This window comes from Actinacidiphila epipremni, assembly GCF_012034175.1.
Classification (GTDB): Bacteria; Actinomycetota; Actinomycetes; order Streptomycetales; family Streptomycetaceae; genus Actinacidiphila; species Actinacidiphila epipremni.
In genome coordinates this window covers 1-23,536 of record NZ_JAATEJ010000011.1, presented here as the reverse complement: position 1 = coordinate 23,536, position 23,536 = coordinate 1, and the positions used below count along the sequence as shown (strand labels likewise).

Annotated in this window: 14 protein-coding genes; 11 read left to right on the top strand and 3 right to left on the bottom strand. The window is 71.9% G+C overall.

Features of this window, described 5'->3' with window-relative positions:
• Nucleotides 1-50 precede the first annotated feature (50 nt).
• On the top strand, nucleotides 51-4,607 hold the full coding sequence (gene gltB, locus HCN08_RS15565) for a glutamate synthase large subunit (RefSeq protein WP_167983673.1): 4,557 nt from the start codon (nucleotides 51-53) through the stop codon (nucleotides 4,605-4,607).
• Complete coding sequence (locus HCN08_RS15560) at nucleotides 4,600-6,063, top strand: glutamate synthase subunit beta (protein ID WP_167983672.1); 1,464 nt, start codon at nucleotides 4,600-4,602, stop codon at nucleotides 6,061-6,063. Before gltB ends, HCN08_RS15560 begins: the two co-directional genes overlap by 8 nt.
• A 136-nt stretch (nucleotides 6,064-6,199) precedes the next feature.
• Here the strand turns inward: HCN08_RS15560 and HCN08_RS15555 are convergent, their stop codons facing one another.
• Entirely contained in the window at nucleotides 6,200-6,757 is a 558-nt protein-coding gene (locus tag HCN08_RS15555) for a DinB family protein (RefSeq protein ID WP_167983671.1), read from the bottom strand.
• A 110-nt stretch (nucleotides 6,758-6,867) separates the two neighbouring features.
• Complete coding sequence (locus HCN08_RS15550) at nucleotides 6,868-7,791, bottom strand: hypothetical protein (RefSeq protein ID WP_167983670.1); 924 nt, start codon at nucleotides 7,789-7,791, stop codon at nucleotides 6,868-6,870.
• Between the two features lie 100 nt (nucleotides 7,792-7,891).
• On the opposite strand from HCN08_RS15550, the gene pepN reads away from it, so the two are divergent.
• The 3 genes from pepN (at nucleotide 7,892) to HCN08_RS15535 (ending at nucleotide 13,604) form a co-directional block, all read left to right on the top strand.
• The gene (pepN, locus tag HCN08_RS15545; RefSeq protein WP_167983669.1) at nucleotides 7,892-10,399 is read left to right on the top strand and encodes an aminopeptidase N; all 2,508 of its coding nucleotides are present in this window, start codon (nucleotides 7,892-7,894) and stop codon (nucleotides 10,397-10,399) included.
• Between the two features lie 186 nt (nucleotides 10,400-10,585).
• Complete coding sequence (locus tag HCN08_RS15540) at nucleotides 10,586-11,986, top strand: pyridoxal phosphate-dependent decarboxylase family protein (RefSeq protein ID WP_167983668.1); 1,401 nt, start codon at nucleotides 10,586-10,588, stop codon at nucleotides 11,984-11,986.
• A gap of 40 nt (nucleotides 11,987-12,026) precedes the next feature.
• On the top strand, nucleotides 12,027-13,604 hold the full coding sequence (locus HCN08_RS15535) for a lysine N(6)-hydroxylase/L-ornithine N(5)-oxygenase family protein (protein ID WP_167983667.1): 1,578 nt from the start codon (nucleotides 12,027-12,029) through the stop codon (nucleotides 13,602-13,604).
• On the opposite strand, the gene HCN08_RS15530 is transcribed toward HCN08_RS15535, so the two are convergent.
• Entirely contained in the window at nucleotides 13,573-15,408 is a 1,836-nt protein-coding gene (locus HCN08_RS15530; protein ID WP_167983666.1) for a bifunctional metallophosphatase/5'-nucleotidase, read from the bottom strand. The genes HCN08_RS15535 and HCN08_RS15530 overlap by 32 nt on opposite strands.
• Before the next feature lie 253 nt (nucleotides 15,409-15,661).
• On the opposite strand from HCN08_RS15530, the gene pyk reads away from it, so the two are divergent.
• The 6 genes from pyk (at nucleotide 15,662) to HCN08_RS15500 (ending at nucleotide 23,491) form a co-directional block, all read left to right on the top strand.
• Nucleotides 15,662-17,098: a pyruvate kinase gene (pyk, locus tag HCN08_RS15525; RefSeq protein WP_167983665.1), complete on the top strand. Its 1,437-nt coding sequence runs from the start codon at nucleotides 15,662-15,664 to the stop codon at nucleotides 17,096-17,098.
• 539 nt (nucleotides 17,099-17,637) lie between these two features.
• Complete coding sequence (locus HCN08_RS15520; protein ID WP_322974466.1) at nucleotides 17,638-18,891, top strand: branched-chain amino acid ABC transporter substrate-binding protein; 1,254 nt, start codon at nucleotides 17,638-17,640, stop codon at nucleotides 18,889-18,891.
• A 128-nt stretch (nucleotides 18,892-19,019) separates the two neighbouring features.
• Entirely contained in the window at nucleotides 19,020-19,949 is a 930-nt protein-coding gene (locus tag HCN08_RS15515; protein WP_167983664.1) for a branched-chain amino acid ABC transporter permease, read from the top strand.
• 7 nt (nucleotides 19,950-19,956) lie between these two features.
• On the top strand, nucleotides 19,957-21,840 hold the full coding sequence (locus tag HCN08_RS15510) for a branched-chain amino acid ABC transporter permease (RefSeq protein WP_167983663.1): 1,884 nt from the start codon (nucleotides 19,957-19,959) through the stop codon (nucleotides 21,838-21,840).
• Nucleotides 21,841-21,848: 8 nt separating this feature from the next.
• On the top strand, nucleotides 21,849-22,778 hold the full coding sequence (locus HCN08_RS15505; protein ID WP_167983662.1) for an ABC transporter ATP-binding protein: 930 nt from the start codon (nucleotides 21,849-21,851) through the stop codon (nucleotides 22,776-22,778).
• Nucleotides 22,775-23,491, top strand: a complete 717-nt coding sequence (locus HCN08_RS15500; protein ID WP_167983661.1) for an ABC transporter ATP-binding protein — start codon at nucleotides 22,775-22,777, stop codon at nucleotides 23,489-23,491. Before HCN08_RS15505 ends, HCN08_RS15500 begins: the two co-directional genes overlap by 4 nt.
• Nucleotides 23,492-23,536: the final 45 nt, after the last annotated feature.

The following is a 23,536-nucleotide window of genomic DNA, read 5'->3' as shown; positions in this document are numbered from 1 at the left end:
CCTGGGGACAGGCGATGCATACAAGCCAATCAGACGACGACGGGAGAGCCATGCGTTCGCGTTCCGCGTTCATGGACGGGCGCCCCGCCCCGCAGGGGATGTACGACCCCCGCAACGAGCACGACGCCTGCGGCGTCGGCTTCGTGGCCACCCTCACCGGCGAGGCGAGCCATGCTCTCGTGGAGCAGGCGCTCACCGTCCTGCGCAACCTGGAGCACCGCGGCGCCACCGGCGCCGAGCCCGACACCGGCGACGGCGCGGGCATGCTGCTCCAGGTCCCCGACGCGTTCCTGCGGGACGCCGCCGGCTTCGAGCTGCCCGCGCCCGGGCACTACGCCGTCGGCACCGCCTTCCTGCCCGTCGACGCCGACGACCGTGCCAAGGCCGTCGAAGCCGTCGAGCGCATCGCCGCCGAGGAGGGCCTGACCGTCCTCGGCTGGCGCGAGGTCCCGACCGCCCCGGACATGCTGGGCGCCACCGCGCGCTCCACCATGCCGTACTTCTCCCAGCTCTTCGTCGCCGACGCCGCCGGCGGCGTCGGCGACGCCAAATCCGGCATCGAGCTGGACCGCCCCGCCTTCGTGCTGCGCAAGCGCGCCGAGCGCGAGGCCGAGGTCTACTTCCCCTCGCTGTCCGCCCGCACCCTGGTCTACAAGGGCATGCTCACCACCGGGCAGCTGGAGCCGTTCTTCCCGGACCTGTCCGACCGCCGCTTCGCCACCGCCATCGCACTGGTCCACTCCCGCTTCTCGACCAACACCTTCCCGAGCTGGCCGCTCGCACACCCCTACCGCTTCGTCGCGCACAACGGCGAGATCAACACGGTCAAGGGCAACCGCAACTGGATGCGCGCCCGCGAGTCCCAGCTGGCCAGCGACCTGTTCGCCGGGGACCTGGAGCGGATCTTCCCGATCTGCACCCCCGGCGCGTCCGACACCGCGTCCTTCGACGAGGTCCTGGAGCTGCTGCACCTCGGCGGGCGCTCGCTGCCGCACAGCGTGCTGATGATGATCCCCGAGGCGTGGGAGAACCACGAGTCGATGGACCCCGCGCGGCGGGCGTTCTACCAGTACCACTCCACCCTCATGGAGCCCTGGGACGGCCCGGCCTGCGTCACCTTCTCCGACGGCTCGGTCGTCGGCGCCGTCCTGGACCGCAACGGCCTGCGCCCGGGCCGCTACTGGGTCACCGACGACGGCCTGGTCGTGCTCGCCTCCGAGTCCGGCGTCCTGGACATCGACCCCGCCAAGGTGGTCCGCAAGGGCCGCCTCCAGCCCGGCCGGATGTTCCTGGTCGACACCGTCTCGCACCGCATCGTCGAGGACGACGAGATCAAGGCCGGCATCGCCGCCGAGAACCCGTACGCCGACTGGCTCGACGCCGGCCTGATCGACCTCGGCGACCTGCCCGAGCGCGAGCACATCGTGCACACCCACGCCTCGGTCACCCGCCGCCAGCAGACCTTCGGCTACACCGAGGAGGAGCTGCGGGTCCTGCTCGCCCCCATGGCCCGCACCGGCGCCGAGCCGATCGGCTCCATGGGCACCGACTCGCCCATCGCGGCGCTGTCCGACCGGCCCCGGCTGCTGTTCGACTACTTCACCCAGCTGTTCGCGCAGGTCACCAACCCGCCGCTGGACGCGATCCGCGAAGAGCTGGTCACCTCGCTGATCTCCACCATCGGCCCCTCGGGCAACCTGCTGGAGCCCAGCCCCGCCTCCTGTCGCAACATCACCCTGCCCTTCCCCGTCATCGACAACGACGAGCTCGCCAAGCTCATCCACGTCAACGCCGACGGCGACCTGCCGGGCCTGAAGTCCGCGACGCTCTCCGGCCTCTACCGCGTCACCGGCGGCGGCGAGGCGCTCGCCGCCCGGCTCGCCGAGATCTGCGCCGAGGCCGACGCGGCGATAGAGGACGGCGCCCGGCTCATCGTGCTGTCCGACCGGCACTCCGACGCCGAGCACGCCCCGATCCCCTCGCTGCTGCTCACCTCCGCGGTGCACCACCACCTCATCCGCACCAAGCAGCGCACCCAGGTCGGCCTGCTCGTCGAGGCCGGCGACGTCCGCGAGGTCCACCACGTCGCGCTGCTCATCGGCTACGGCGCCGCCGCCGTCAACCCGTACCTGGCCATGGAGTCCGTCGAGGACCTGGTCGCGGCGGGGACGTTCCTGAGCGGCATCGCGCCCGAGGCCGCGATGAAGAACCTCATCAAGGCGCTCGGCAAGGGCGTGCTGAAGGTCATGTCCAAGATGGGCATCTCCACCGTGGCCTCCTACCGCGGCGCCCAGGTCTTCGAGGCCATCGGCCTGGACGCCGACTTCGTCGACACCTACTTCCACCTCACCGACACCAAGATCGGCGGCGCCGGCATCGACGTCATCGCCGCCGAGGTCGCCGCCCGGCACGCCAAGGCCTACCCGGTCTCCGGCATCCGCGCCGCGCACCGCCGGCTGGAGATCGGCGGCGAGTACCAGTGGCGCCGCGAGGGCGAACCGCACCTGTTCGACCCCGACACCGTCTTCCGGCTGCAGCACGCCACCCGCACCCGCCGCTACGACATCTTCAAGCAGTACACCGAGCGGGTGAACGAGCAGTCCGAGCGGCTGATGACGCTACGCGGCCTGTTCGGCCTGAAGTCCGACCGCCCCGCGATCCCGGTCGAGGAGGTCGAGCCGGTCTCCGAGATCGTCAAGCGCTTCTCCACCGGCGCGATGTCGTACGGCTCGATCTCCCGCGAGGCGCACGAGACGCTGGCCATCGCGATGAACCAGCTCGGCGGCAAGTCCAACACCGGCGAGGGCGGCGAGGACCCCGAGCGGCTGTACGACCCGGCCCGGCGCAGCGCCATCAAGCAGGTCGCCTCCGGCCGCTTCGGCGTCACCTCCGAATACCTGGTCAACGCCGACGACATCCAGATCAAGATGGCCCAGGGCGCCAAGCCCGGCGAGGGCGGCCAGCTGCCCGGCCACAAGGTCTACCCGTGGATCGCCGGCACCCGGCACTCCACCGCCGGCGTCGGCCTGATCTCCCCGCCGCCGCACCACGACATCTACTCCATCGAGGACCTCGCCCAGCTCATCCACGACCTGAAGAACGCCAACCCCAAGGCGCGCGTCCACGTCAAGCTGGTCTCCGAGGTCGGTGTCGGCACCGTCGCCGCGGGCGTCAGCAAGGCGCACGCCGACGTCGTGCTGATCTCCGGCCACGACGGCGGCACCGGCGCCTCGCCGCTGACCTCGCTCAAGCACGCCGGCGGCCCCTGGGAGCTGGGCCTGGCCGAGACGCAGCAGACCCTCCTGCTCAACGGGCTGCGCGACCGTATCGTCGTGCAGACCGACGGCCAGCTCAAGACCGGCCGGGACGTCGTCATCGCCGCGCTGCTCGGCGCCGAGGAGTTCGGCTTCGCCACCGCGCCGCTGGTCGTCTCCGGCTGCGTCATGATGCGGGTGTGCCACCTGGACACCTGCCCGGTGGGCGTCGCCACCCAGAACCCGGTGCTGCGCGACCGCTTCTCCGGCAAGCCCGAGTTCGTGGTGAACTTCTTCGAGTTCATCGCCGAGGAGGTCCGGGAGATCCTCGCCGAGCTGGGCTTCCGCAGCATCGAGGAGGCCGTCGGCCGCGCCGAGGTCATCGACGCCGGCCGCGCGGTCGACCACTGGAAGGCCCAGGGCCTGGACCTCGCCCCGCTGCTGTACGTGCCCGAGCTGCCCGAAGGCGCCGCACGGCACCGGATCACCGAGCAGGACCACGGGCTCGCCAAGGCCCTCGACAACGAGCTCATCAAGCTCGCCGCCGACGCCCTCGACAACGGCGCCCCGGTCCGCGCCCAGGTGCCGATCCGCAACGTCAACCGCACCGTCGGCACCATGCTCGGCCACGAGGTCACCAAGAAGTACGGCGGCGCGGGCCTGGCCGACGGCACCATCGACATCACCTTCACCGGCTCCGCCGGCCAGTCCTTCGGCGCCTTCCTGCCCAAGGGCGTCACCCTGCGTCTTGAGGGCGACGCCAACGACTACGTCGGCAAGGGCCTGTCCGGCGGCCGGGTCGTGGTCCGCCCCGACCGGGCCGCCGACCACCTCGCCGAATACAGCACCATCGCCGGCAACACCATCGCCTACGGCGCCACCGGCGGCGAGCTGTTCCTGCGCGGCCGTACCGGCGAGCGGTTCTGCGTCCGCAACTCCGGCGCGACCGTCGTCGCCGAGGGCGTCGGCGACCACGGCTGCGAGTACATGACCGGCGGCCGGGCCGTCGTCCTCGGCCCCACCGGGCGGAACTTCGCGGCCGGCATGTCCGGCGGCATCGCCTACGTCCTCGACCTGGACCCGGCCGCCGTCAACCCCGGCATGGTCGAGGTCGAGGCGCTGGACGCCGACGACATCACGTGGCTGCACGACGTGGTGCGCCGCCACGCCGAGGAGACCGGCTCCACCGTCGCCGAGCGGCTGCTCGCCGACTGGGGCGGCGCCCTCACCCGCTTCGGCAAGGTCATGCCGAGGGACTACAAGGCAGTGCTCGCCGCCAAGAACGCCGCCGAGCAGGCCGGACTCTCCGAGTCCGAGACCACCGCGAAGATGATGGAGGCGGCAAATGGCTGACCCCAAGGGCTTCCTCACCACCGGCCGCGAGAACGCGCCGACCCGCCCGGTCGAGGAGCGCAGGCAGGACTGGAACGAGGTCTACGTCCCCGGCGGGCTGCTGCCGATCATCAGCAAGCAGGCCGGCCGCTGCATGGACTGCGGCATCCCGTTCTGCCACAACGGCTGTCCGCTGGGGAACCTGATCCCCGAGTGGAACGACTACGCCTACCGCGAGGACTGGCAGGCCGCCGCCGAGCGGCTGCACGCCACCAACAACTTCCCGGAGTTCACCGGGCGGCTGTGCCCGGCGCCGTGCGAGTCCGCGTGCGTGCTCGGCATCAACCAGCCCCCCGTCACCATCAAGAACGTCGAAGTCACCATCATCGACAAGGCGTGGGACGCCGGCGACGTGACCCCGCAGCCCCCCGAGCGGCTGTCCGGCAAGACCGTCGCCGTCATCGGCTCGGGCCCCGCGGGCCTGGCCGCCGCCCAGCAGCTCACCCGGGCCGGCCACACCGTCGCGGTCTACGAGCGGGCCGACCGCATCGGCGGGCTGCTGCGCTACGGCATCCCCGAGTTCAAGATGGAGAAGCGGCACATCAACCGCCGTATCGAGCAGATGCGCGCGGAGGGCACGAAGTTCCGCACCGGTGTGCAGATCGGCACCGACCTGGACGCCGCCGCGCTCGCCAAGCGCTACGACGCCGTCGTCATCGCCGCCGGCGCCACCGTCTCGCGCGACCTGCCGGTCCCCGGCCGGGAGCTGAACGGCGTGCACCTGGCGATGGAGTACCTGCCGCTGGCCAACAAGGTGCAGGAGGGCGACTTCGTGGCGCCCCCCATCACCGCCGAGGGCAAGCACGTCGTCGTCATCGGCGGCGGCGACACCGGCGCGGACTGCGTCGGCACCGCCCACCGGCAGGGCGCGCTCAGCGTCACCCAGCTGGAGATCATGCCGCGCCCGTCCGACGACCGCCCGGCCCACCAGCCGTGGCCGACGATGCCGGCCGTCTACAAGGTCACCTCCGCGCACGAGGAGGGCGGCGAGCGCCTCTACGCCGTCAACACCATGCGCTTCACCGGTGACGAGGACGGCAACGTCCGCGAGCTGCACCTGGTCGAGGTGGTCTTCGAGGGCGGGAAGTTCGTCCCGCAGGAGGGCACCGAGCGGGTCATCCCCGCCGACCTGGTCACCCTCGCGATGGGCTTCACCGGCACCGACCAGTCCAACGGCCTGGTCGAGCAGCTCGGCCTGGAACTCGACGCCCGCGGCAACATCGCCCGCGACGCCTCGTACGCGACCAACGTCGACGGCGTGTTCGTCGCCGGCGACGCCGGGCGCGGCCAGTCCCTCATCGTGTGGGCCATCGCCGAGGGCCGCTCCGCGGCCAGGGCGGTCGACGCGTACCTGACGGGCCTGCCCTCCGCGCTGCCCGCCCCGATCCGCCCGACCGACCGCCCGCTGGCGGTCTGACCCCCGCACCTCGGGGGTCCACCCCGATCCGTCCCGCACAACGGCGTGCGGAACGCGGAAACAGCACAGCGCCCCGGCTCCCCCCGACCACTCGGAGCCGGGCGCTGTGTCATGTCCGGCCGCGGCACCCCCCGGGCTACTGCCCGACCCGGCCGTCGACGCACTCGCGCAGCAGGTCGGCGTGCCCGGCGTGCCGGGCGTACTCCTCCACCCGGTGCACCAGCAGCTCGCGCACCACGACCTGCTCCCGGCCCACCTTCGCGCCGAGGTCCGTGTGCCGGTCCAGCTCCGCGTCGGTCGCCGCCTGCTCGCGCGCCAGGTCGGCGTACGCGGCTTCCACCACCGCCGGGTCGGCCACGGCACCGTCGAAGTCCGCGTCCTTCGGCCCGTACAGCTTCGGCAGCGGCTCGCCCTCGGTGATCCAGTTGCGCCAGTCGCGCTCGGCCTCGGCGAGGTGGCGCAGCAGGCCGAGCAGGGACATCGTCGAGGGCGGCACCGAGCGGCGGGCGAGCTGCCCGGCGTCCAGGCCGTCGCACTTCATCGCCACGGTGATGCGGTAGCTGCGCAGGTAGTCCTGCAACGTCGCGAGCTCGCCCTGCGGGGCCGCGGCGCTCTCGCGGGGGTCGTCGGCCGGATCGACCCACATGTCGGGGTAGACGGTCGCCTTGGTCCATCGCACTGGTTCACCGGTCATGCGCTGCATGGTGGGCCCTGGGCGGCCCGGTCCGCCACCGGGTTACCGGAGCCGCCCCGCACCGGCGGTCATGTGCCGGCGGTCACGCGCCGGCGATGACGTGCCGGCGGTCATGTGTCGACGTCCAGCTCCGTGCGGCACAGCCCGCAGCGCGCCCGCATCCGCCCCCGGCACGGCAGCCGCAGCCGCTGGAAGCACGCCGGGCACGGGAAGGAGACCCGCGGGCCCGCCGCCCCGGCGTCGAAGGAGTAGTCCGGCCCGGCCGCCAGCGCCCGGCGGTCCCGGGCGTAGCGGCGCCGGGCGCCCCAGCCCGCGCCCGCCAGCGGGGCCCGCCGCCAGTCCTCGCGAGCCCGCTCCCGGCCCGCACGGTAGGCGTCGGCCGCCTGCGCCGAGCGGAACCACGGCTCGACGTCGTCCCCGAAGACCTCCGCCCGCTTGGCCAGCACATAGCCGAACTCCTCCGGCGTGAGATAGCCCAGCTTGTACGCGGACATCCGCAGCCGCTCACCGCGGATCGCCGCCTCCTCCCGGTAGGCGTCCAGCAGCAGCCAGCCCGCGCCCAGATACGTCGTCGCGGTGTCGGTGAGGATCTCGTTGTCGCGCGTCCCCGGCAGCTCCAGGCCCAGCCGGTGCAGATAGACGTGCATCACCTCGTGCGCGAGCGCCGCCCCCACGTCCCGCCGGTCGGTCTTGAACCGCGAGTGCAGCTCGATGAAATACTCCGGGCCCGCCGCCAGTTCGACGTCACCGGCGTGCACCATGTCGCGGAAGCCCACCACCATCCGGGCGTCCGGCAGCCGGAAGTGCTGCACCAGCGCCCGCGCCACCCGCTGCGCCCCCAGATACGGATCCTCGTCCGCCGGGAAATCCACCAGCTCCGGCAGCACGCTCGCCGGGAAACGCAGCACCCCGTCCGCCGACAGCCGCCGGTAGAGCGCGGTCAGCGCGGTACGCACCGTCGCCAGATGCGGGAAGCCGTGCACGATGGGCCCGCCCGGCACCGTGGCCGCGCCCTGGTCCGCGTACTCGGCCATGCCCACCTCCCCGTACGGCACGAGCCTACGCGCCGCCGCGGGAAGGCGGGGGCCCCTGGGAGGTTCCCGCCCGGGGACCGGGTGCGGCAGCATGAGGCGCATGCCTGTTCTGACCCACGCGGAGGCCGAGACCCGGGCCCGCGACCTCACCGTCCACAGCTACGCGCTCGACCTCGACCTCACCCGCGGGGACGAGGTGTTCGGCTCCACGGCCGTGATCCGGTTCGAGGCCCGGCGCGACTGCGACACCTTCGCCGAGATCCGCCCCGCGGCGCTGACCCGCGTCGTCCTGGACGGCCGGCACCTCGACACCGACCTGCTGGCCGGCAACCGGCTGCCGCTCGCCGGGCTCACCGCGGGCCCGCACGAACTGCGGGTCGAGGCGGACATGACCTACTCCCGCACCGGCGAGGGCATGCACCGCTTCACCGACCCCGAGGACGGCGAGGCGTACGTCCACAGCCAGCTGTTCATGAACGACATGCAGCGCGTCGCCGCGTCCTTCGACCAGCCCGACCTCAAGGCGGTCTTCGACGTCACCGTGACCGCGCCGCCCGAGTGGAAGGTGCTCGGCAACGGCGTCGCGACCCGGATCGCGCCCGGCCGCTGGCGGCTGGCCACCACCCCGCCGCTGGCCACCTACTTCGTCGCGGTCGCCGCCGGCCCCTGGCACTCGGTGCGCACCGAGCACGCCGGGCTGCCCTTCGGCCTGCACTGCCGCCGCTCGCTCGCCGAGCACCTGGACCGGGACGCCGCCGCCCTGTTCGACATCACCCGGCGCTGCTTCGACCGCTACCACGAGATGTTCGACGAGCCCTACCCGTACGACTCCTACGACCAGGCGTTCGTGCCCGAGTTCAACGCCGGCGCCATGGAGAACCCGGGCCTGGTCACCTTCCGCGAGGAGTTCCTGCACCGCTCGGCCGTCACCCCCGCGGAGAAGCAGTTCCGCGGGGTCGTCATCGCCCACGAGATGGCGCACATGTGGTTCGGCGACCTCGTCACGCTGCGCTGGTGGGACGACATCTGGCTCAACGAGTCCTTCGCCGAGTACATGGGCTTCCAGGTGCTCAGCGAGGCCACCGGCTTCACCGGCACCTGGACCGACTTCGCCGTCGCCCGCAAGGCGTGGGGCTACGACGCCGACCAGCGGCCCTCGACGCACCCCGTCGCCCCCGACCCCGAGGCCGTGCCCGACACCGCGTCGGCCATGAACAACTTCGACGGCATCTCCTACGCCAAGGGCGCCTCCGCGCTGCGCCAGCTCGTCGCCTGGCTCGGCCGCAAGGACTTCCTGGCCGGCCTCAACACCCACTTCGCCCGGCACCGCTTCGGCAACGCCGCCCTCGCCGACTTCCTGGACTCCCTCGGCAGCGCCACCGCACGCGACCTGCCCGCCTGGGCCGCGGCCTGGCTGCGCACCTCCGGCGTCGACACCCTCACCCCCGACACCCCGCCCGGCGCGCCCGAGGGCCACTGGCGGCTGGAGATCCGGCACCGCGGCACCCGCCCGCACCACGTCGGCGTCGGGCTGTACGACCGGGCCGTCGCCGCGCCCGGCACGCTGGTGCTGCGCGAGCGGCTGACCGTCGACATCGCCGCCGGGACGGTCAGCGAGCACCACGACCTGCCCGGCCCGCGGCCCGACCTGATCCTCCTCAACGACGGCGACCTCACCTACACCAAGGTCCACTTCGACCCGCAGTCCTGGCAGACGCTGCGCGACACCCTCGGCGGCGTGCCCGACCCGCTGTCCCGGGCCGTCGCCTGGAACGCCGCCCGCACCCTCGTCCAGGACGGCGGCCTCGCCCCCGCCGCCTACCTCGCGCTGGCCGCGGACCACCTGCCCGGCGAGACCGAGCCCGGCATCGTCTCCGCCGTCCTCACCTTCTGCCGCGGCCAGATCACCGACCAGTACCTCGACCCCGCCGCCCGCCCGGCGGCGCTGCGCGACCTCGCCGCCCTCGCCCGGCAGCTGCTGGACGCCGGGCTCGACGGCAACCGGCTCAGCGCCACCCGGACCCTCGTCGACAGCGCCTGCGACAAGGAGTCCGCCGCGCGGCTGCGCGCGTGGTACGACCAGGGCGCCATCCCCGGCGGCACACCCGTGGACGCCGACCTGCGCTGGCGGATGCTGCTGCGGCTCGCCGTGCTCGGCGCGGCCACCGCCGCCGACATCGACACCGCACTCGCCCGCGACCCCGGCGCCACCGGCCGGGAGGGCGCGGCACGCTGCCGGGCCGCGCTGCCCGACGCGGACGCCAAGCAGGCCGCGTGGCAGGCGATGTACGGCGACGACTCGCTGTCCAACTACCTGTTCACCGCCCACGCCCAGGGCTTCTGGCAGCCCGAGCACACCGCGCTGACCGGCCCTTACGTCCGCCGCTACTTCGACGACGCGCCCGCGCTCGCCGCCCGCCGCGGCACCGCGCTCGCCGAGCAGGCCGGCCGCACCGCCTTCCCCTCCACCGCGGTCTCCCAGGCCACCCTGGACCTCGGCCGTACCTGCCTGGAAGGGCCCGACGTCACCGCGGCCTTCCACCGCACCCTGTCCGACCGGCTCGACGACCTCGCCCGCACCCTGCGCATCCGGGCGGCGGCGAGGTGAGCCGTACGGCGGGCGGCGCTGCCCACGCCTCCCGCCGGGTCCCGCCCGCCGCTGCCGAGCGCTGAGCGCACCGGGTGCCGGCCGCGCCGCCCCGCGCGACGCAATCGCCCGCAGCCGTACCGCCGGGCGGGGGTGCGTCGTTGGGTTCTGCGGAGGAGAGCCACGTACGCGGGAGGACCGACAAAGATGGAGATGCCCGGCCTGGCGGGCGGGCGGTACGGGCCCGCGGAGCTCAGACCGCTGGTCGAGACGGTGCTCGCCGCGTTGGAGGACGGCGCGACCGCGCGCGGCGGGCCGTTGCCGGGCGGCGGGCCGAAGGAGACCGCCCGCCGGGTCGCCGGCGCGCTCGGCCGCCCGCTCAGGCCCGAGGGCACCGGCGCACACGAGGCGCTGCACACCCTCGTACGGGAAATGGCCCGCGGCGCCGCCGACCCCGCCGACCCGTACTGCGCGGCGCATCTGCACTGCCCGCCGCTCGCGGTCGCCGCCGCCGCCGAGCTGGCCGCCGCCTCTCTCAACCCCTCGCTGGACTCCTGGGACCAGGCCCCCGCGGCCACCGAGATCGAGACCCGCACCGCCGCGGGGCTCGCCGCGCTGGTCTACCCCGACCTGCCCGCCCCCGACGCCCTGATGACCACCGGCGGCACCGAGTCCAACCAGCTCGCCCTGCTGCTGGCCCGCGAGCGGGCCGCCGGCGGGCCCCGCGTCCAGGTGGTGTGCGGCGGCAACGCCCACCACAGCGTGCAGCGCGCCGCATGGCTGCTGGGCCTGCCCCGGCCCATCGTCGTCGACACCCCCGCCGGCGTCCTGGACCCGGCCGCCGTGGACGCCGCCCTCGACGAACTGCCCGGCCGCGCCCTGCTGGTGGCCACCGCCGGCACCACCGACACCGGCACAATCGACCCGCTGCCGCAGCTCGCCCAGACCGCCGCCCGGCACGGCGCCGAGCTGCACGTGGACGCCGCGTACGGCGGGCCCCTGCTCTTCAGCCGGCACGAGTCCGGCAAGCTCGACGGGCTCCAGTCCGCCGTTTCGGTCACCCTCGACCTGCACAAACTCGGCTGGCAGCCGGTCGCCGCGGGCCTGCTGGCCGTACCGGACGGCGCCGCGCTGCGCCCGCTGGGCCACCAGGCCGACTACCTCAACGCCGCCGACGACACCGACGCGGGCCTGCCCGACCTGCTGGGCCGCTCACTGCGCACCACCCGCCGCCCCGACGTGCTCAAGATCGCCATCACGCTGCGGGCGCTCGGCCGCGAGGGCATGGGCGCGCTGGTCGACGCGGTGTGCGGGCACGCCCGGCAACTGGCCGCCGCCGTCGAACGGCACCCGGCGCTGGAGCTGTACGGCCGCCCGTCCATCAGCACCGTCCTGTTCCGCCCCGCGGGCGCCGACGACGAGCAGGTCGCCGAGCTGCGGCGCGGGCTGATGTACGAGGGCCGCGCGGTGCTCGGCCGGGCCACCGCGACCGGCCGGCTGTGGCTCAAGGCGACGCTGCTCAACCCGCACATCCGCCCGCAGGACCTGGACGCCCTGCTGCGCCTGGTGGCCGACGCCCGTACCCGCCAGAGCGACGGCACGCCGTGAACCGCCCGGCGCCGCACCCCCGAAGGAAGGCCCCGTACCGATGACCACCCCCACCGCACAGCCGCCGGAACCGGACCCGGAGCCCGCACCGGCCGCCCAGGCACCCGGCCACCACGCGGCGCCCGGCCACCCCGCGGCGTCCGTCGAGGAGCCCGGCCCCGCCGCCGCCCCCGGCGGGCCCCGCCCCTTCGACCTGCTCGGCATCGGCATCGGCCCCTTCAACCTCTCGCTCGCCGCCCTCGCCGACGCCGTCCCGGACCTGGCCGCCGCCTTCTACGACCAGGCACCCGGCTTCCACTGGCACCCCGGCCTGCTGGTGGACGGCGCCACCCTCCAGGTCCCCTTCCTCGCCGACCTCGTCACGCTCGCCGACCCCGCGAGCCCCTGGTCGTTCCTGAACTACCTCAAGACCCGCGAGCGGCTCTTCCCCTTCTACTTCGCCGAGCGCTTCCATGTGCACCGCGCCGAATACGACGCCTACTGCCGCTGGGTCGCCCAGTCGCTGCCCACCACGCACTTCGGCCGGCAGGTCGACACCGTCCGCTGGGACGCCGGACGCGGCCACTTCGAGGTCGACCACACCCAACTCGACGCCCACGGCGAGGCCGAGGCCCTCGGCCGCACCTACGCCCGGCACCTCGTGCTGGGCGTCGGCACCGCCCCCTACGTCCCCGAGCCGCTGCGCCCGCTCGCCGAGCAGCCGGCCGTACCCGTCCTGCACAGCGCCGACTACCTGCCGCAGCGCGAGAAGCTGCTGGCCGCCGAGCACGTCACCGTGATCGGCTCGGGCCAGTCCGGCGCCGAGGTCTTCCTGGACCTGCTGCGCTCGCGCCCGGTGGGCCGCGAGGGCCTGACCTGGCTCGCCCGCACCCCGGCGTTCTCCCCGATGGAGTACAGCAAGCTGGGCCTGGAGCACTTCACCCCCGACTACACCCGCTACTTCCACGGCCTGCCCGAGGACGTACGCGACCGGCTGCTGCCGCAGCAGTGGCAGCTCCACAAGGGCATCGACACCGAGACGATCACCGCGATCCACGACGAGCTCTACCGCCGCACCCTGGACGGCGGCTGGCCGGACGCGGTGCTCACACCCGGCGTGACGGTACGCACCGCAGGCCGGATCGGCACCACCGGTGTCGAGCTGCACCTGGAGCACGCCGAGCAGGGCGCCCGCAGCCGGCTGGTCACCAGCGCCGTGGTGCTGGCCACCGGCTACCGCGAGCGCCCGCTGGACCAGCTGCTCGCCCCGCTGGACGACCTGCTGGTCCGGGACGCCGCGGGCCGGCCGGCCGTCGACGCCCGGCACCGCCTCCAGCTGGACCGGCAGGTCACCGGGCGGATCTACGTCCAGAACGCCGAGCGCCACACGCACGGCGTCGGCGCCCCGGACCTGGGCCTGGCCGCCTGGCGCTCCGCGGTGATCCTCAACGACCTCACCGCGCTCCTGACCGGCGCGGAGCACTACCCGCTGCCGGCCAGGACCGCCTTCACCACCTTCGGCCTGCCGGGCGTCCCCCAGGCCAGGGGCGCCGGGGCCGCCGGGGGAGGGGGCGTCCCGCAGGCCCGGCGCCCCGGCGAGGACGCCGTCACGCGAACAGCGGCACTCCGGCGCGGGTGAGCCGCCACTGGTCGGCCGGGAAGGTCGCCGGGTCGATGCCGCCGTGCGCCTGCACCCACGCGATGATCGTGTTGCGGATCTCGTCGGAGTTGGACCACACCGACTGGGCCGCCGCCACGTGCGGGTAGTTGCTGCCGCCGCTGGAGCGGTAGTTGTTGACCGCGAGCACGAACCGCGCGGCCGGGTCGACCGGCTGCCCGCCCGCGGTGAGGTTCACGATCCGGGAACCGGCCGGCTGCGCGATGTCGATGTCGTACGACACCCCGCTGAGCACGTCGTAGCTGAAGTCCGGCGTGTTGTTGGCGTTGGTGATCTTCGCCGGGTCCACGGGCGCGTCCGGCGCGGTCTGCACGAAATACTCCGCCGACCACTCCAGGTAGTCCTTGACCTGCGCGCCGGTGAGGATCTTGGCGTCCAGGGTGTTCTCGTAGACGTAGAGGCCCGCGACGTCGCGCAGCGACACCTGCCCGGCCGGGATCGCGGCGGTGCGGGAGAACGGCGAGGCCTCCGACAGCACCGGCAGGTCGGCGTACTCGGTGCCGGCCAGCGCCGCCTTCACGGTGTCGGACTGCACCAGGTTGATGAAGTCGATGATGGGGGTGTCCTTGTACGTCGACTCCGCCGCGGACATCGCGACCGTGCACGTCCCGACGATCTGATTGACGTAGTCCACGACCTTCTGGTGCTCGGCCCGCACCAGCCGGGCCACCTGCGGGTCCTCGGCGACGGTGTTGGCGTTGCGCACCTCGGCGGTGACCGACTCCACGTGCCAGCGGCCCCGCTCGAAGGACAGGTCGATGTCGAACACCGACAGCCGCATGCCCCAGTACAGCGGCTCGGAGAGCACCACGGTCCTGCCGGTCTGCTCGTTGACCACCAGCGTCTGCGGGCGCTCGACGTGGGTGTGGCCGACCAGGATCGCGTCGATGCCCGGCACCTGCGCGGCGACCTGCGAGGAGGCGTTCTCCGGGTACGGCACCGCGTCGCCGTACGTGGTGCCGCCGTCCAGGCCGGAGTGGTCGGTGCAGATCACCACGTCGCAGCCGAGGGCGCGCAGCTTCGGCACGTACACCTTTGCCTGCTCGACCAGGCCGGGGAAGGCCATCCTGCCCTGCACGTTGGCCTTGTCCCACACCGCGATGCCGGGGTTGGTCAGGCCCAGGACGCCGACCTTGACCGGCGGCAGGCCGGGCACCTTCAGCTCCTTGACCAGGTAGGGCGGGAAGGCGGGCCTGAGGGTCTTGGCGTCCACGGCGTTGGCGGCCAGCAGCGGGAAGTCGCACTGCTCCTGGAAGGCGCGCAGCAGCGGGATGCCGTAGTTGAACTCGTGGTTGCCGAGCGCCGCCGCGTCGTACTTCATGTGGTTCATCGCGAGCGCCATCGGGTGCCGCGGGCCCTTGCGCGCGCCGGTGATCGGCTCGACGCGGGCGTAGTAGTACGACAGCTGGGTGCCCTGGATGATGTCGCCGGCGTCGATGAGGAGGGTCTTGTCGTGGCCCTTCTCGGCGCGGGCCTGCTCGACGAGGGTGGCGATCTTGGCCAGGCCCACGTCGTTGTGGGTGGCGTCGTCGTACTCGGCGTTGGTGAAGTAGTCCCAGTTCACGGCGTGGCCGTGCAGGTCGGTGGTGCCGAGCACGCGCAGGCTGAAGCTCTTCTTGCGGCCGTGGCCGCCCTGGTGGCCGTGTCCGTGGGGCTCCGCGGCCTCGGCGGGCCCGGCCGCGGCGACCGCGCCGGCGCCGGCCAGCGCCACGCCGGCGCCGGTGGCGGCGGAGCGGTTGATGAAGTCCCTGCGGTTGAGCGGCATGTTGTCTCGTCTCCTCGACGGTCACGGACGCGTCGCGGCGCACCTGACGGCCACAACGCGCGTAGATTGTGGCCCACATGGCGTCCCCGCAACAGCCCCGGCAGGTGAACTGCTGCTGACCACCGCCCCGCGGCGCTCATCCGAGCGACCCCCCGCACACTTCGGAAGTTGTCAACAAGCGTTAATTCAGCTGTCGTTGGGCAGTTGCCCGTAGAGGCCACGACTACCAACGGGTAAGTCATACGCTCGACACATGCGCCGAGCCAAAATTGTCTGCACCCTGGGACCTGCCACCGACTCCTACGACCAGATCAAGGCACTGGTCGAGGCCGGCATGGACGTGGCACGCCTCAACCTGAGCCATGGAAGCTACGCCGAGCACGAGGACCGCTACCGACGGGTGCGCAAGGCGTCCGACGAGACCGGCCGCAGCGTGGGCGTCCTGGCCGACCTTCAGGGCCCGAAGATCAGGCTCGGCCGTTTCGCCGAGGGCCCTGTACTGCTTGAACGCGGCGACGAGTTCACCATCACCGCCGACGACATCGAGGGTGACCAGCAGATCTGCGGCACCACCTACAAGGGGCTGCCCGCCGATGTCGCGCGCGGCGAGCGTATCCTGGTCGACGACGGCCGGGTCACCCTGGAGGTCACCGACGTCGAGGGCCCGCGGGTGCACACCATGTGCATCGAGGGCGGCATGATCTCCGACCACAAGGGCCTCAACCTGCCCGGCGTCGCGGTCTCCGTGCCGGCGCTGTCCGACAAGGACATCCGCGACCTGCGCTGGGCGCTGCGCACCGGCGCCGACATCGTCGCGCTGTCGTTCGTGCGCTCGGGCCGGGACATGGACGACGTGCTCAAGGTCATGACCGAGGAGGGCCGCCGGGTCCCGGTCATCGCCAAGATCGAGAAGCCGCAGGCCGTCGACGCCCTCGACGAGATCGTCGACGCCTTCGACGGCATCATGGTCGCCCGCGGCGACCTCGGCGTCGAGATGCCGCTGGAGGCGGTGCCGCTGGTGCAGAAGCGCGCGGTCGCGCTCGCCCGCCGCAACGCCAAGCCGGTCATCGTCGCCACCCAGATGCTGGACTCGATGATCGACAACTCCCGCCCCACCCGCGCCGAGGCCAGCGACGTGGCCAACGCGGTGATGGACGGCACCGACGCGGTGATGCTGTCCGGCGAGACCAGCGTCGGCAAGTACCCGATCGAGACCGTCAAGACCATGGCGCGGATCGTCCGGGCGGCCGAGGAGGACATGCTCACCGCCGGGCTCGCCCCGCTCACCGACAGCTCCAAGCCGCGCACCCAGGGCGGCGCGGTCGCCCGGGCCGCCGCCGAGATCGGCGACTTCCTCGACGCCCGCTTCCTGGTCGCCTTCACCCAGTCCGGCGACACCGTGCGCCGGCTGTCCCGCTACCGCTCGCCCATCCCGGTGCTCGCCTTCACCCCCGAGCCCGCCACCCGCTCGCAGCTCAACCTCACCTGGGGCGTGGAGACCTTCCTCGGCCCGATGGTGCAGACGACCGACGAGATGGTCCAACAGGTGGACGAGGAACTGCTGCGGATCGGCCGCTGCGCCAAGGGCGACGTCGTCATCATCACCGCCGGCTCCCCGCCCGGAATGTCCGGCACCACCAACATGGTCCGCGTCCACCGCATCGGCGAGGACGACTCCCCGCACGCGTAATGCGTCACCGCGAATTTGGTGCTGACTTATCGCGCGCCCCCGCCGGCCCCCGCCGACGGGGGCGCACCCTTTCGGCCGGTTCCCCGGACCCGGGGTACTCGCGCGGTAAATGTCATTCGACCGTAATTAACGCTGCGTAACACGCGTGCAATAACCATTCCGCCGCGCCCGCCGGCCGCCGCCCCCCGCGCCGCCGCTGCCTTATGCGCGCCGCGCCCGCCCGCCGCCGCCGGCCGCCCCGCGGGCCCCGGCAGGTCACCGAGCCCTTGTCCCACACCGGAAGTGCGGGTTCTCAGCATCCGGACACGGCAGCACTGGGGAGCAATGCCCCCAAATGCCGTAGTCAACCTCAATAAAAGCTCAAGAGTTTCCGGTCGGCATAACAAGACAGTCACACTCTTCCCCACACCTCTGCCTTAGGTGACGAACCGGGCCTAGAGTCACGGCCAGTCACCGCGCCTCCGGATTAGTCAGTCCGGGTTCCGGCGCGCGACTTCGGTCTCTCACCGGAGAAGGCCGTTCAGGGGAAAGGACTGACCGTGCGACAGCGTTCCTTGCTGATTCTGACCTCCGTGCTCGCCACCGGAGCCCTCACGCTCTCCGCCTGCGGCTCCCGCAGCGACGACGACAAGAAGAGCTCGGACGGCGGCGGCAACAGCGCCGGCACGAGCAGCACCACGGTGGTGATCGGTGTCGACGCTCCGCTTACCGGTGCAAACTCCGCCACGGGCCTCGGCATCCAGTACGGCGCCCAGATCGCGGTCGACGACGCCAACACCAAGAAGCTCGTCCCGGGCGTCACCTTCAAGATCAAGGCGCTGGACGACAAGGCGCAGCCGGCCACCGGCCAGCAGAACGCCACCGCGCTCGTCGCCGAGAGCGACGTCATCGCCGCCGTCGGCCCGCTCAACTCCGGTGTCGCACAGTCGATGCAGCAGGTCTTCGACAGCGCCAAGATGGTGGAGATCTCGCCCTCCAACACCAACCCCGCGCTCACGCAGGGCAAGGACTGGGCCACCGGCACCAAGACCCGCCCGTTCAAGTCCTACTTCCGCACCGCCACCACCGACGCCAACCAGGGCAACTTCGCCGCCGACTACGCGGCCAAGACCCTGAACAAGAAGAACGCCTTCGTCGTCGACGACAAGCAGACCTACGGCGCCGGCCTCGCGGGCATCTTCAAGGGCAAGTTCCAGTCGCTGGGCGGCAAGATCGCCGGCACCGACCACGTCAACACCGGCGACAGCGACTTCTCCACCCTCGTCACCAAGATCAAGAACTCCGGCGCCGACATCCTCTACTACGGCGGCCAGTACGACGAGTCCGAGCTGATCACCAAGCAGCTCAAGGCGGCCGGCGTGCACATCCCGCTCATGGGCGGCGACGGCATGTACTCCGACACCTACATCAAGACCGCCGGCGCCGCCGCCGAAGGCGACCTGGTGACCTCCGTCGGCGTCCCCGTCGACACCCTGCCCGCGGCCAAGACCTTCATCGACACCTACAAGGCCAAGGGCTACCCCGGCGACTACGGCACCTACGGCGGCTACTCCTACGACGCCACCACCGCCATCATCAACGGCGTCAAGGCCGTCATGGACGCCAACGGCGGCAAGCTGCCCTCCGACGCCCGGGCCAAGCTCATCGACGCCGTCCAGAAGACCGACTTCGACGGCATCGCCGGCCACGTCTCCTTCGACGAGTTCGGTGACACCACCAACAAGCAGCTGACCGTCTACCAGGTCAAGAGCGGCAAGTGGGTGGCCGTCAAGACCGGCGAGTACACCGGCTGACCCGGCCCGCACCCTGGTGACGGGCCGCGCGGACCGGCCACGCCGGCCGCGCGGCCCGTCCCGTCACACCCCCTCCACCTGCACGCCCATCCGCTCACCCACGCTCCCAGCGACATGGAGGCCATGCGGTGCACACCCTGCCGCAACAGCTGGCCAACGGGCTGTTCATCGGCTCGATGTACGGGCTCATCGCCATCGGCTACACGATGGTGTACGGCATCGTCCAGCTCATCAACTTCGCCCACGGCGAGATCTACATGACCGGCGCCTTCGGCGCCCTGGCGGTCTACACGAATCTCCCGGACGGCATGTCCATATGGGCGGCACTACCGCTCATGCTGGCCGGCGGTGCCATCGTGGCCGTCCTGATCGCGGTGGGAGCCGAACGTCTGGCCTACCGGCCACTGCGCAACGCCCCCCGGCTCGCACCGCTCATCACCGCCATCGGCCTGTCGCTGGCACTCCAGCAGGCGGTCTTCCTGTGGTACCCGCACGCCACCGCCGGCAAGCACTTCCCGCAACTGCCCGGTGACGGCTTCGACATCGGCTCGGTCAGTGTCGCCCCCGGCGACATCTTCCTCGTCGTCGCCGCCGTCGTCTGCATGTCCGCCCTCGCCACGTTCGTCCGCACCTCCCGCACCGGCCGCGCCATGCAGGCCACCGCCCAGGACCCGGACACCGCGCAGCTCATGGGCATCGACACCAACCGCATCATCGTGATCGCCTTCGCCATCGGCGGCCTGTTCGCCGCCGTCGCCGGCCTCGCCTCCGGCCTGAAATACGGCCAGATCAAATACGACATGGGCTTCCAGGCCGGCCTGAAGGCGTTCACCGCCGCCGTCCTCGGCGGCATCGGCAACATCTACGGCGCCATGCTCGGCGGCGTGGTCCTCGGCATCGCCGAATCCTGCGCCTCGGCCTACATCTCCAACATCCCGGGAATGCAGCAGCTCGGCGGCGAAGGCTGGAAGAACGTCTGGGCCTTCGTCCTGCTCATCATCGTGCTGCTGCTGCGGCCCCAGGGCCTGCTCGGCGAGCGCGTAGCGGACAGGGCGTGATCGCGACATGACCGACATCCCCCTCGCCACCGCGGAAGCGGCCGTCGCCGGCACCGACACCGGCCGCCGCGCCGCCCCCTACCTCCCGATGCCCCGCACCGCCGCCCGGGCCGCCACCCTCGCCGGCGCCGTGATCAGCATCGCCTCCACGTTCATGTCGTGGACCTACACCACCGACTTCCCCGGCGACCTCACCGTCAGCGGCTATCCCGGCGGCCTGCAGATCATGACGCTGATCGCCGCCATCCTCACCGGCGTCGTCGCCCTCGGCGCCTTCGGCACACCGGGCCTGCGCTGGCTCAACCCCAGCCGCTCGCCCAACTCCGTGCTGTTGCTGGCCCTGGCCACCCTCGGCACCACCTGGTACACCGTCATCGACATCGCCGCCAAACTCGGCGGCTTCGCCAATCTCGACCCCGGCGGCTTCGTCGCCTTCATCGGCGCCCTCGTCCTGTTCGCCGGCGCCCTCGGCCTGCCGATCGACCGCCGCCCGCAGGAGCCGGCCGGCGCCGAATACTACGAACTCGGCCGGTTCGAGAAGTACGCGGCCGTCGTCCGCACCTACGTGTGGCTGCGCGAGGCCCGCCTCCACCACAGCGACCTGCGCGTCGCGGACGCCCGCAAGCTCAACCCCTGGCTCCAGCGCCTGGTCATCGTCGTGGTCTACGCCCTCGGCCTGAAGATCCTCACCTTCGGCCTGGCCACCGACTACAGCGACATCTTCATCGGCTACCTCATCGTCGTCGCCGTCGGCTTCTGGGGCCTGGGCGCGAGCGGCCTGCTCAAGCAGTTCCAGCAGCTCACCCACCGCAACCGGCGCTTCTCCGCGACCGTCGGGGTCATCGCCGCCATCGCGTACCCCTTCGTGCAGAACAACGAGCACTGGGCCAACCTCGGCGTCAGCGTCCTGATCGTCGGCACCGTCGCCCTCGGCCTGAACATCGTCGTCGGCCTCACCGGCCTGCTCGACCTCGGCTACGTCGCCTTCCTCGGCGTCGGCGCCTATGCCGCCGCCCTGGTCTCCGGCTCCCAGTTCTCCATCTGGTCCGGCGTACAGTTCCCGTTCTGGGCCGCCGCCATCACCGGCATGGTCGCAGCCTGCGTGTTCGGCGTCCTCATCGGCGCCCCCACCCTGCGCCTGCGCGGCGACTACCTGGCCATCGTCACCCTCGGCTTCGGAGAGATCTTCCGCATCGTCGTCCGCAACCTCGACGGCGTCAGCGGCCCGAAGATCACCAACGGCCCCAACGGCATCGCGCAGATCCCCGACCTGTCGGTCTTCGGATACAACCTCGGCGACAACCACTCCATGGGCTCCTTCACCCTCGGCCGGTTCGCCAACTACTACCTGCTGATGCTGCTCATCACCGTCATCGTCGTGCTGGTCTTCACCCGCGCCGCCGACTCCCGCATCGGCCGCTCCTGGATCGCCATCCGCGAGGACGAGACCGCCGCCACCGCCATGGGCATCAACGGCTTCCGCGTCAAGCTCGTCGCCTTCGCCCTCGGCGCCTCGCTCGCCGGCCTGGCCGGCACGGTCTTCGCACACGTCACCAACAGCGTCGTACCCGACCCGTACCAGTTCTCCGGCCCCGTGCCACCCAACTCGGCGTTCCTGCTCGCCGCCGTCGTCCTCGGCGGCATGGGCACCGTCAGCGGCCCCATCCTCGGCGCCGCCCTGCTCTACGTCATCCCGGAGAAGCTGGACTTCCTGTCGAAGTACGAGCTCTTCGCCTTCGGCCTCGCGCTCGTCCTCATCATGCGCTTCCGGCCCGAGGGCATCATCCCCAACCGGCGCCGCCAGCTGGAGTTCCACGAGGACGAGGAACTGGCACCCGGCAACCGTCCGATGGGCGACGACACCGTCCCCGCCGCCACGGCAGGGGCGTGAGGCACACCATGACCACCACCATCCCCCAGCAGCCCACCCCGGCCTCCGCCGGACCCAAGCAGGCCCTGCTCGAAGCCAGCGGCGTCATCATGCGCTTCGGCGGCCTCACCGCCGTCCGCGACGTCTCCCTCACGGTCAACGGCGGCGAGATCGTCGGCCTCATCGGCCCCAACGGCGCCGGCAAGACCACCTTCTTCAACTGCCTCACCGGCCTGTACGTGCCCACCGAAGGCACCGTCAGCTACCGCGGCACGGTCCTGCCGCCCAAACCGCACCTGGTCACCCAGGCCGGCATCGCCCGCACCTTCCAGAACATCCGGCTCTTCGCCAACATGACCGTGCTGGAGAACGTCCTCGTCGGACGGCACACCCGCACCAGGGAAGGGCTCTTCTCCGCGATCGTGCGCGGCCCCGGCTTCCACCGGGCTGAACGCGCCTCCCGTGAACGGGCCATGGAGCTCCTGGAGTTCACCGGCCTGGCCGCCAAGGCCGACCACCTCGCCCGCAACCTCCCCTATGGCGAGCAGCGCAAACTGGAGATCGCCCGGGCCCTGGCCAGTGAACCCGGCCTGCTGCTGCTCGACGAGCCCACCGCAGGCATGAACCCGCAGGAGACCCGGGCCACCGAGGAACTCGTCTTCGCCATCCGCGACCAGGGCATCGCCGTCCTCGTCATCGAGCACGACATGCGGTTCATCTTCAACCTGTGCGACCGCGTCGCCGTCCTCGTCCAGGGCGAGAAGCTCGTCGAGGGCAGCTCCGAGGTCGTCCAGAACGACGAACGGGTCATCGCCGCCTACCTCGGCGAACCCTTCGAGGGCACGCCGCAGAGCGCACCGGAGGCCGCTCCCGCGGACGCACCGGAGAGCGCCCCCGCGGGCGCACCGGACGACGACGAGGCGCCGGAGAACGACGAGCAGCAGGAGAACGACAAATGACCGCACTCCTCGAAGTGGACGACCTGCGCGTCGCCTACGGCAAGATCGAGGCCGTCAAAGGCATCTCCTTCACCGTCGAAGCCGGCCAGATCGTCACCCTGATCGGCACCAACGGCGCCGGCAAGACCACCACCCTGCGCACCCTCAGCGGCCTGCTCAAGCCCATCGGCGGACGCGTCCGCTTCGACGGCAAGGTCCTCACCCGGGTCCCCGCGCACAAGATCGTCGCCCTGGGGCTGGCCCACTCACCCGAGGGCCGGCACATCTTCCCCAGCCTGACCATCGAGCAGAACCTGCTGCTCGGCGCCTACCTGCGCAAGGACCCCGCCGGCGTCACCGAGGACATCGAACGCGCCTACACGCTCTTCCCGATCCTCGGCGAACGCCGCAAGCAGGCCGCCGGCACCCTGTCCGGCGGCGAGCAGCAGATGCTCGCCATGGGCCGCGCCCTGATGTGCCGGCCCAAGCTGCTCATGCTCGACGAACCCTCCATGGGGCTGTCGCCGATCATGATGCAGAAGATCATGGCGACCATCAAGGAACTCAAGGAGCAGGGCACCACCATCCTGCTCGTCGAGCAGAACGCCCAGGCCGCGCTCTCCCTCGCCGACCAGGCGCACGTCATGGAGATCGGCGCGATCAAGCTCTCCGGCACAGGACAGGACCTCCTGCACGACGAGGGCGTCCGCAAGACCTACCTCGGCGAGGACTGACCCCGCTGCCGCTCGTACGGGAAGGGGCCGCACCCGGAAACTGCC

Excerpts from the sequence above, each read along its gene's own strand:
- gltB (WP_167983673.1), top strand. The coding sequence starts at position 51 with ATGCGTTCGCGTTCCGCGTTCATGGACGGGCGCCCCGCCCCGCAGGGG.
- HCN08_RS15560 (WP_167983672.1), top strand. The coding sequence starts at position 4,600 with ATGGCTGACCCCAAGGGCTTCCTCACCACCGGCCGCGAGAACGCGCCG.
- HCN08_RS15555 (WP_167983671.1), bottom strand. The coding sequence starts at position 6,757 with ATGACCGGTGAACCAGTGCGATGGACCAAGGCGACCGTCTACCCCGAC.
- HCN08_RS15550 (WP_167983670.1), bottom strand. The coding sequence starts at position 7,791 with ATGGCCGAGTACGCGGACCAGGGCGCGGCCACGGTGCCGGGCGGGCCC.
- pepN (WP_167983669.1), top strand. The coding sequence starts at position 7,892 with ATGCCTGTTCTGACCCACGCGGAGGCCGAGACCCGGGCCCGCGACCTC.
- HCN08_RS15540 (WP_167983668.1), top strand. The coding sequence starts at position 10,586 with ATGGAGATGCCCGGCCTGGCGGGCGGGCGGTACGGGCCCGCGGAGCTC.
- HCN08_RS15535 (WP_167983667.1), top strand. The coding sequence starts at position 12,027 with ATGACCACCCCCACCGCACAGCCGCCGGAACCGGACCCGGAGCCCGCA.
- HCN08_RS15530 (WP_167983666.1), bottom strand. The coding sequence starts at position 15,408 with ATGCCGCTCAACCGCAGGGACTTCATCAACCGCTCCGCCGCCACCGGC.
- pyk (WP_167983665.1), top strand. The coding sequence starts at position 15,662 with ATGCGCCGAGCCAAAATTGTCTGCACCCTGGGACCTGCCACCGACTCC.
- HCN08_RS15510 (WP_167983663.1), top strand. The coding sequence starts at position 19,957 with ATGACCGACATCCCCCTCGCCACCGCGGAAGCGGCCGTCGCCGGCACC.
- HCN08_RS15505 (WP_167983662.1), top strand. The coding sequence starts at position 21,849 with ATGACCACCACCATCCCCCAGCAGCCCACCCCGGCCTCCGCCGGACCC.
- HCN08_RS15500 (WP_167983661.1), top strand. The coding sequence starts at position 22,775 with ATGACCGCACTCCTCGAAGTGGACGACCTGCGCGTCGCCTACGGCAAG.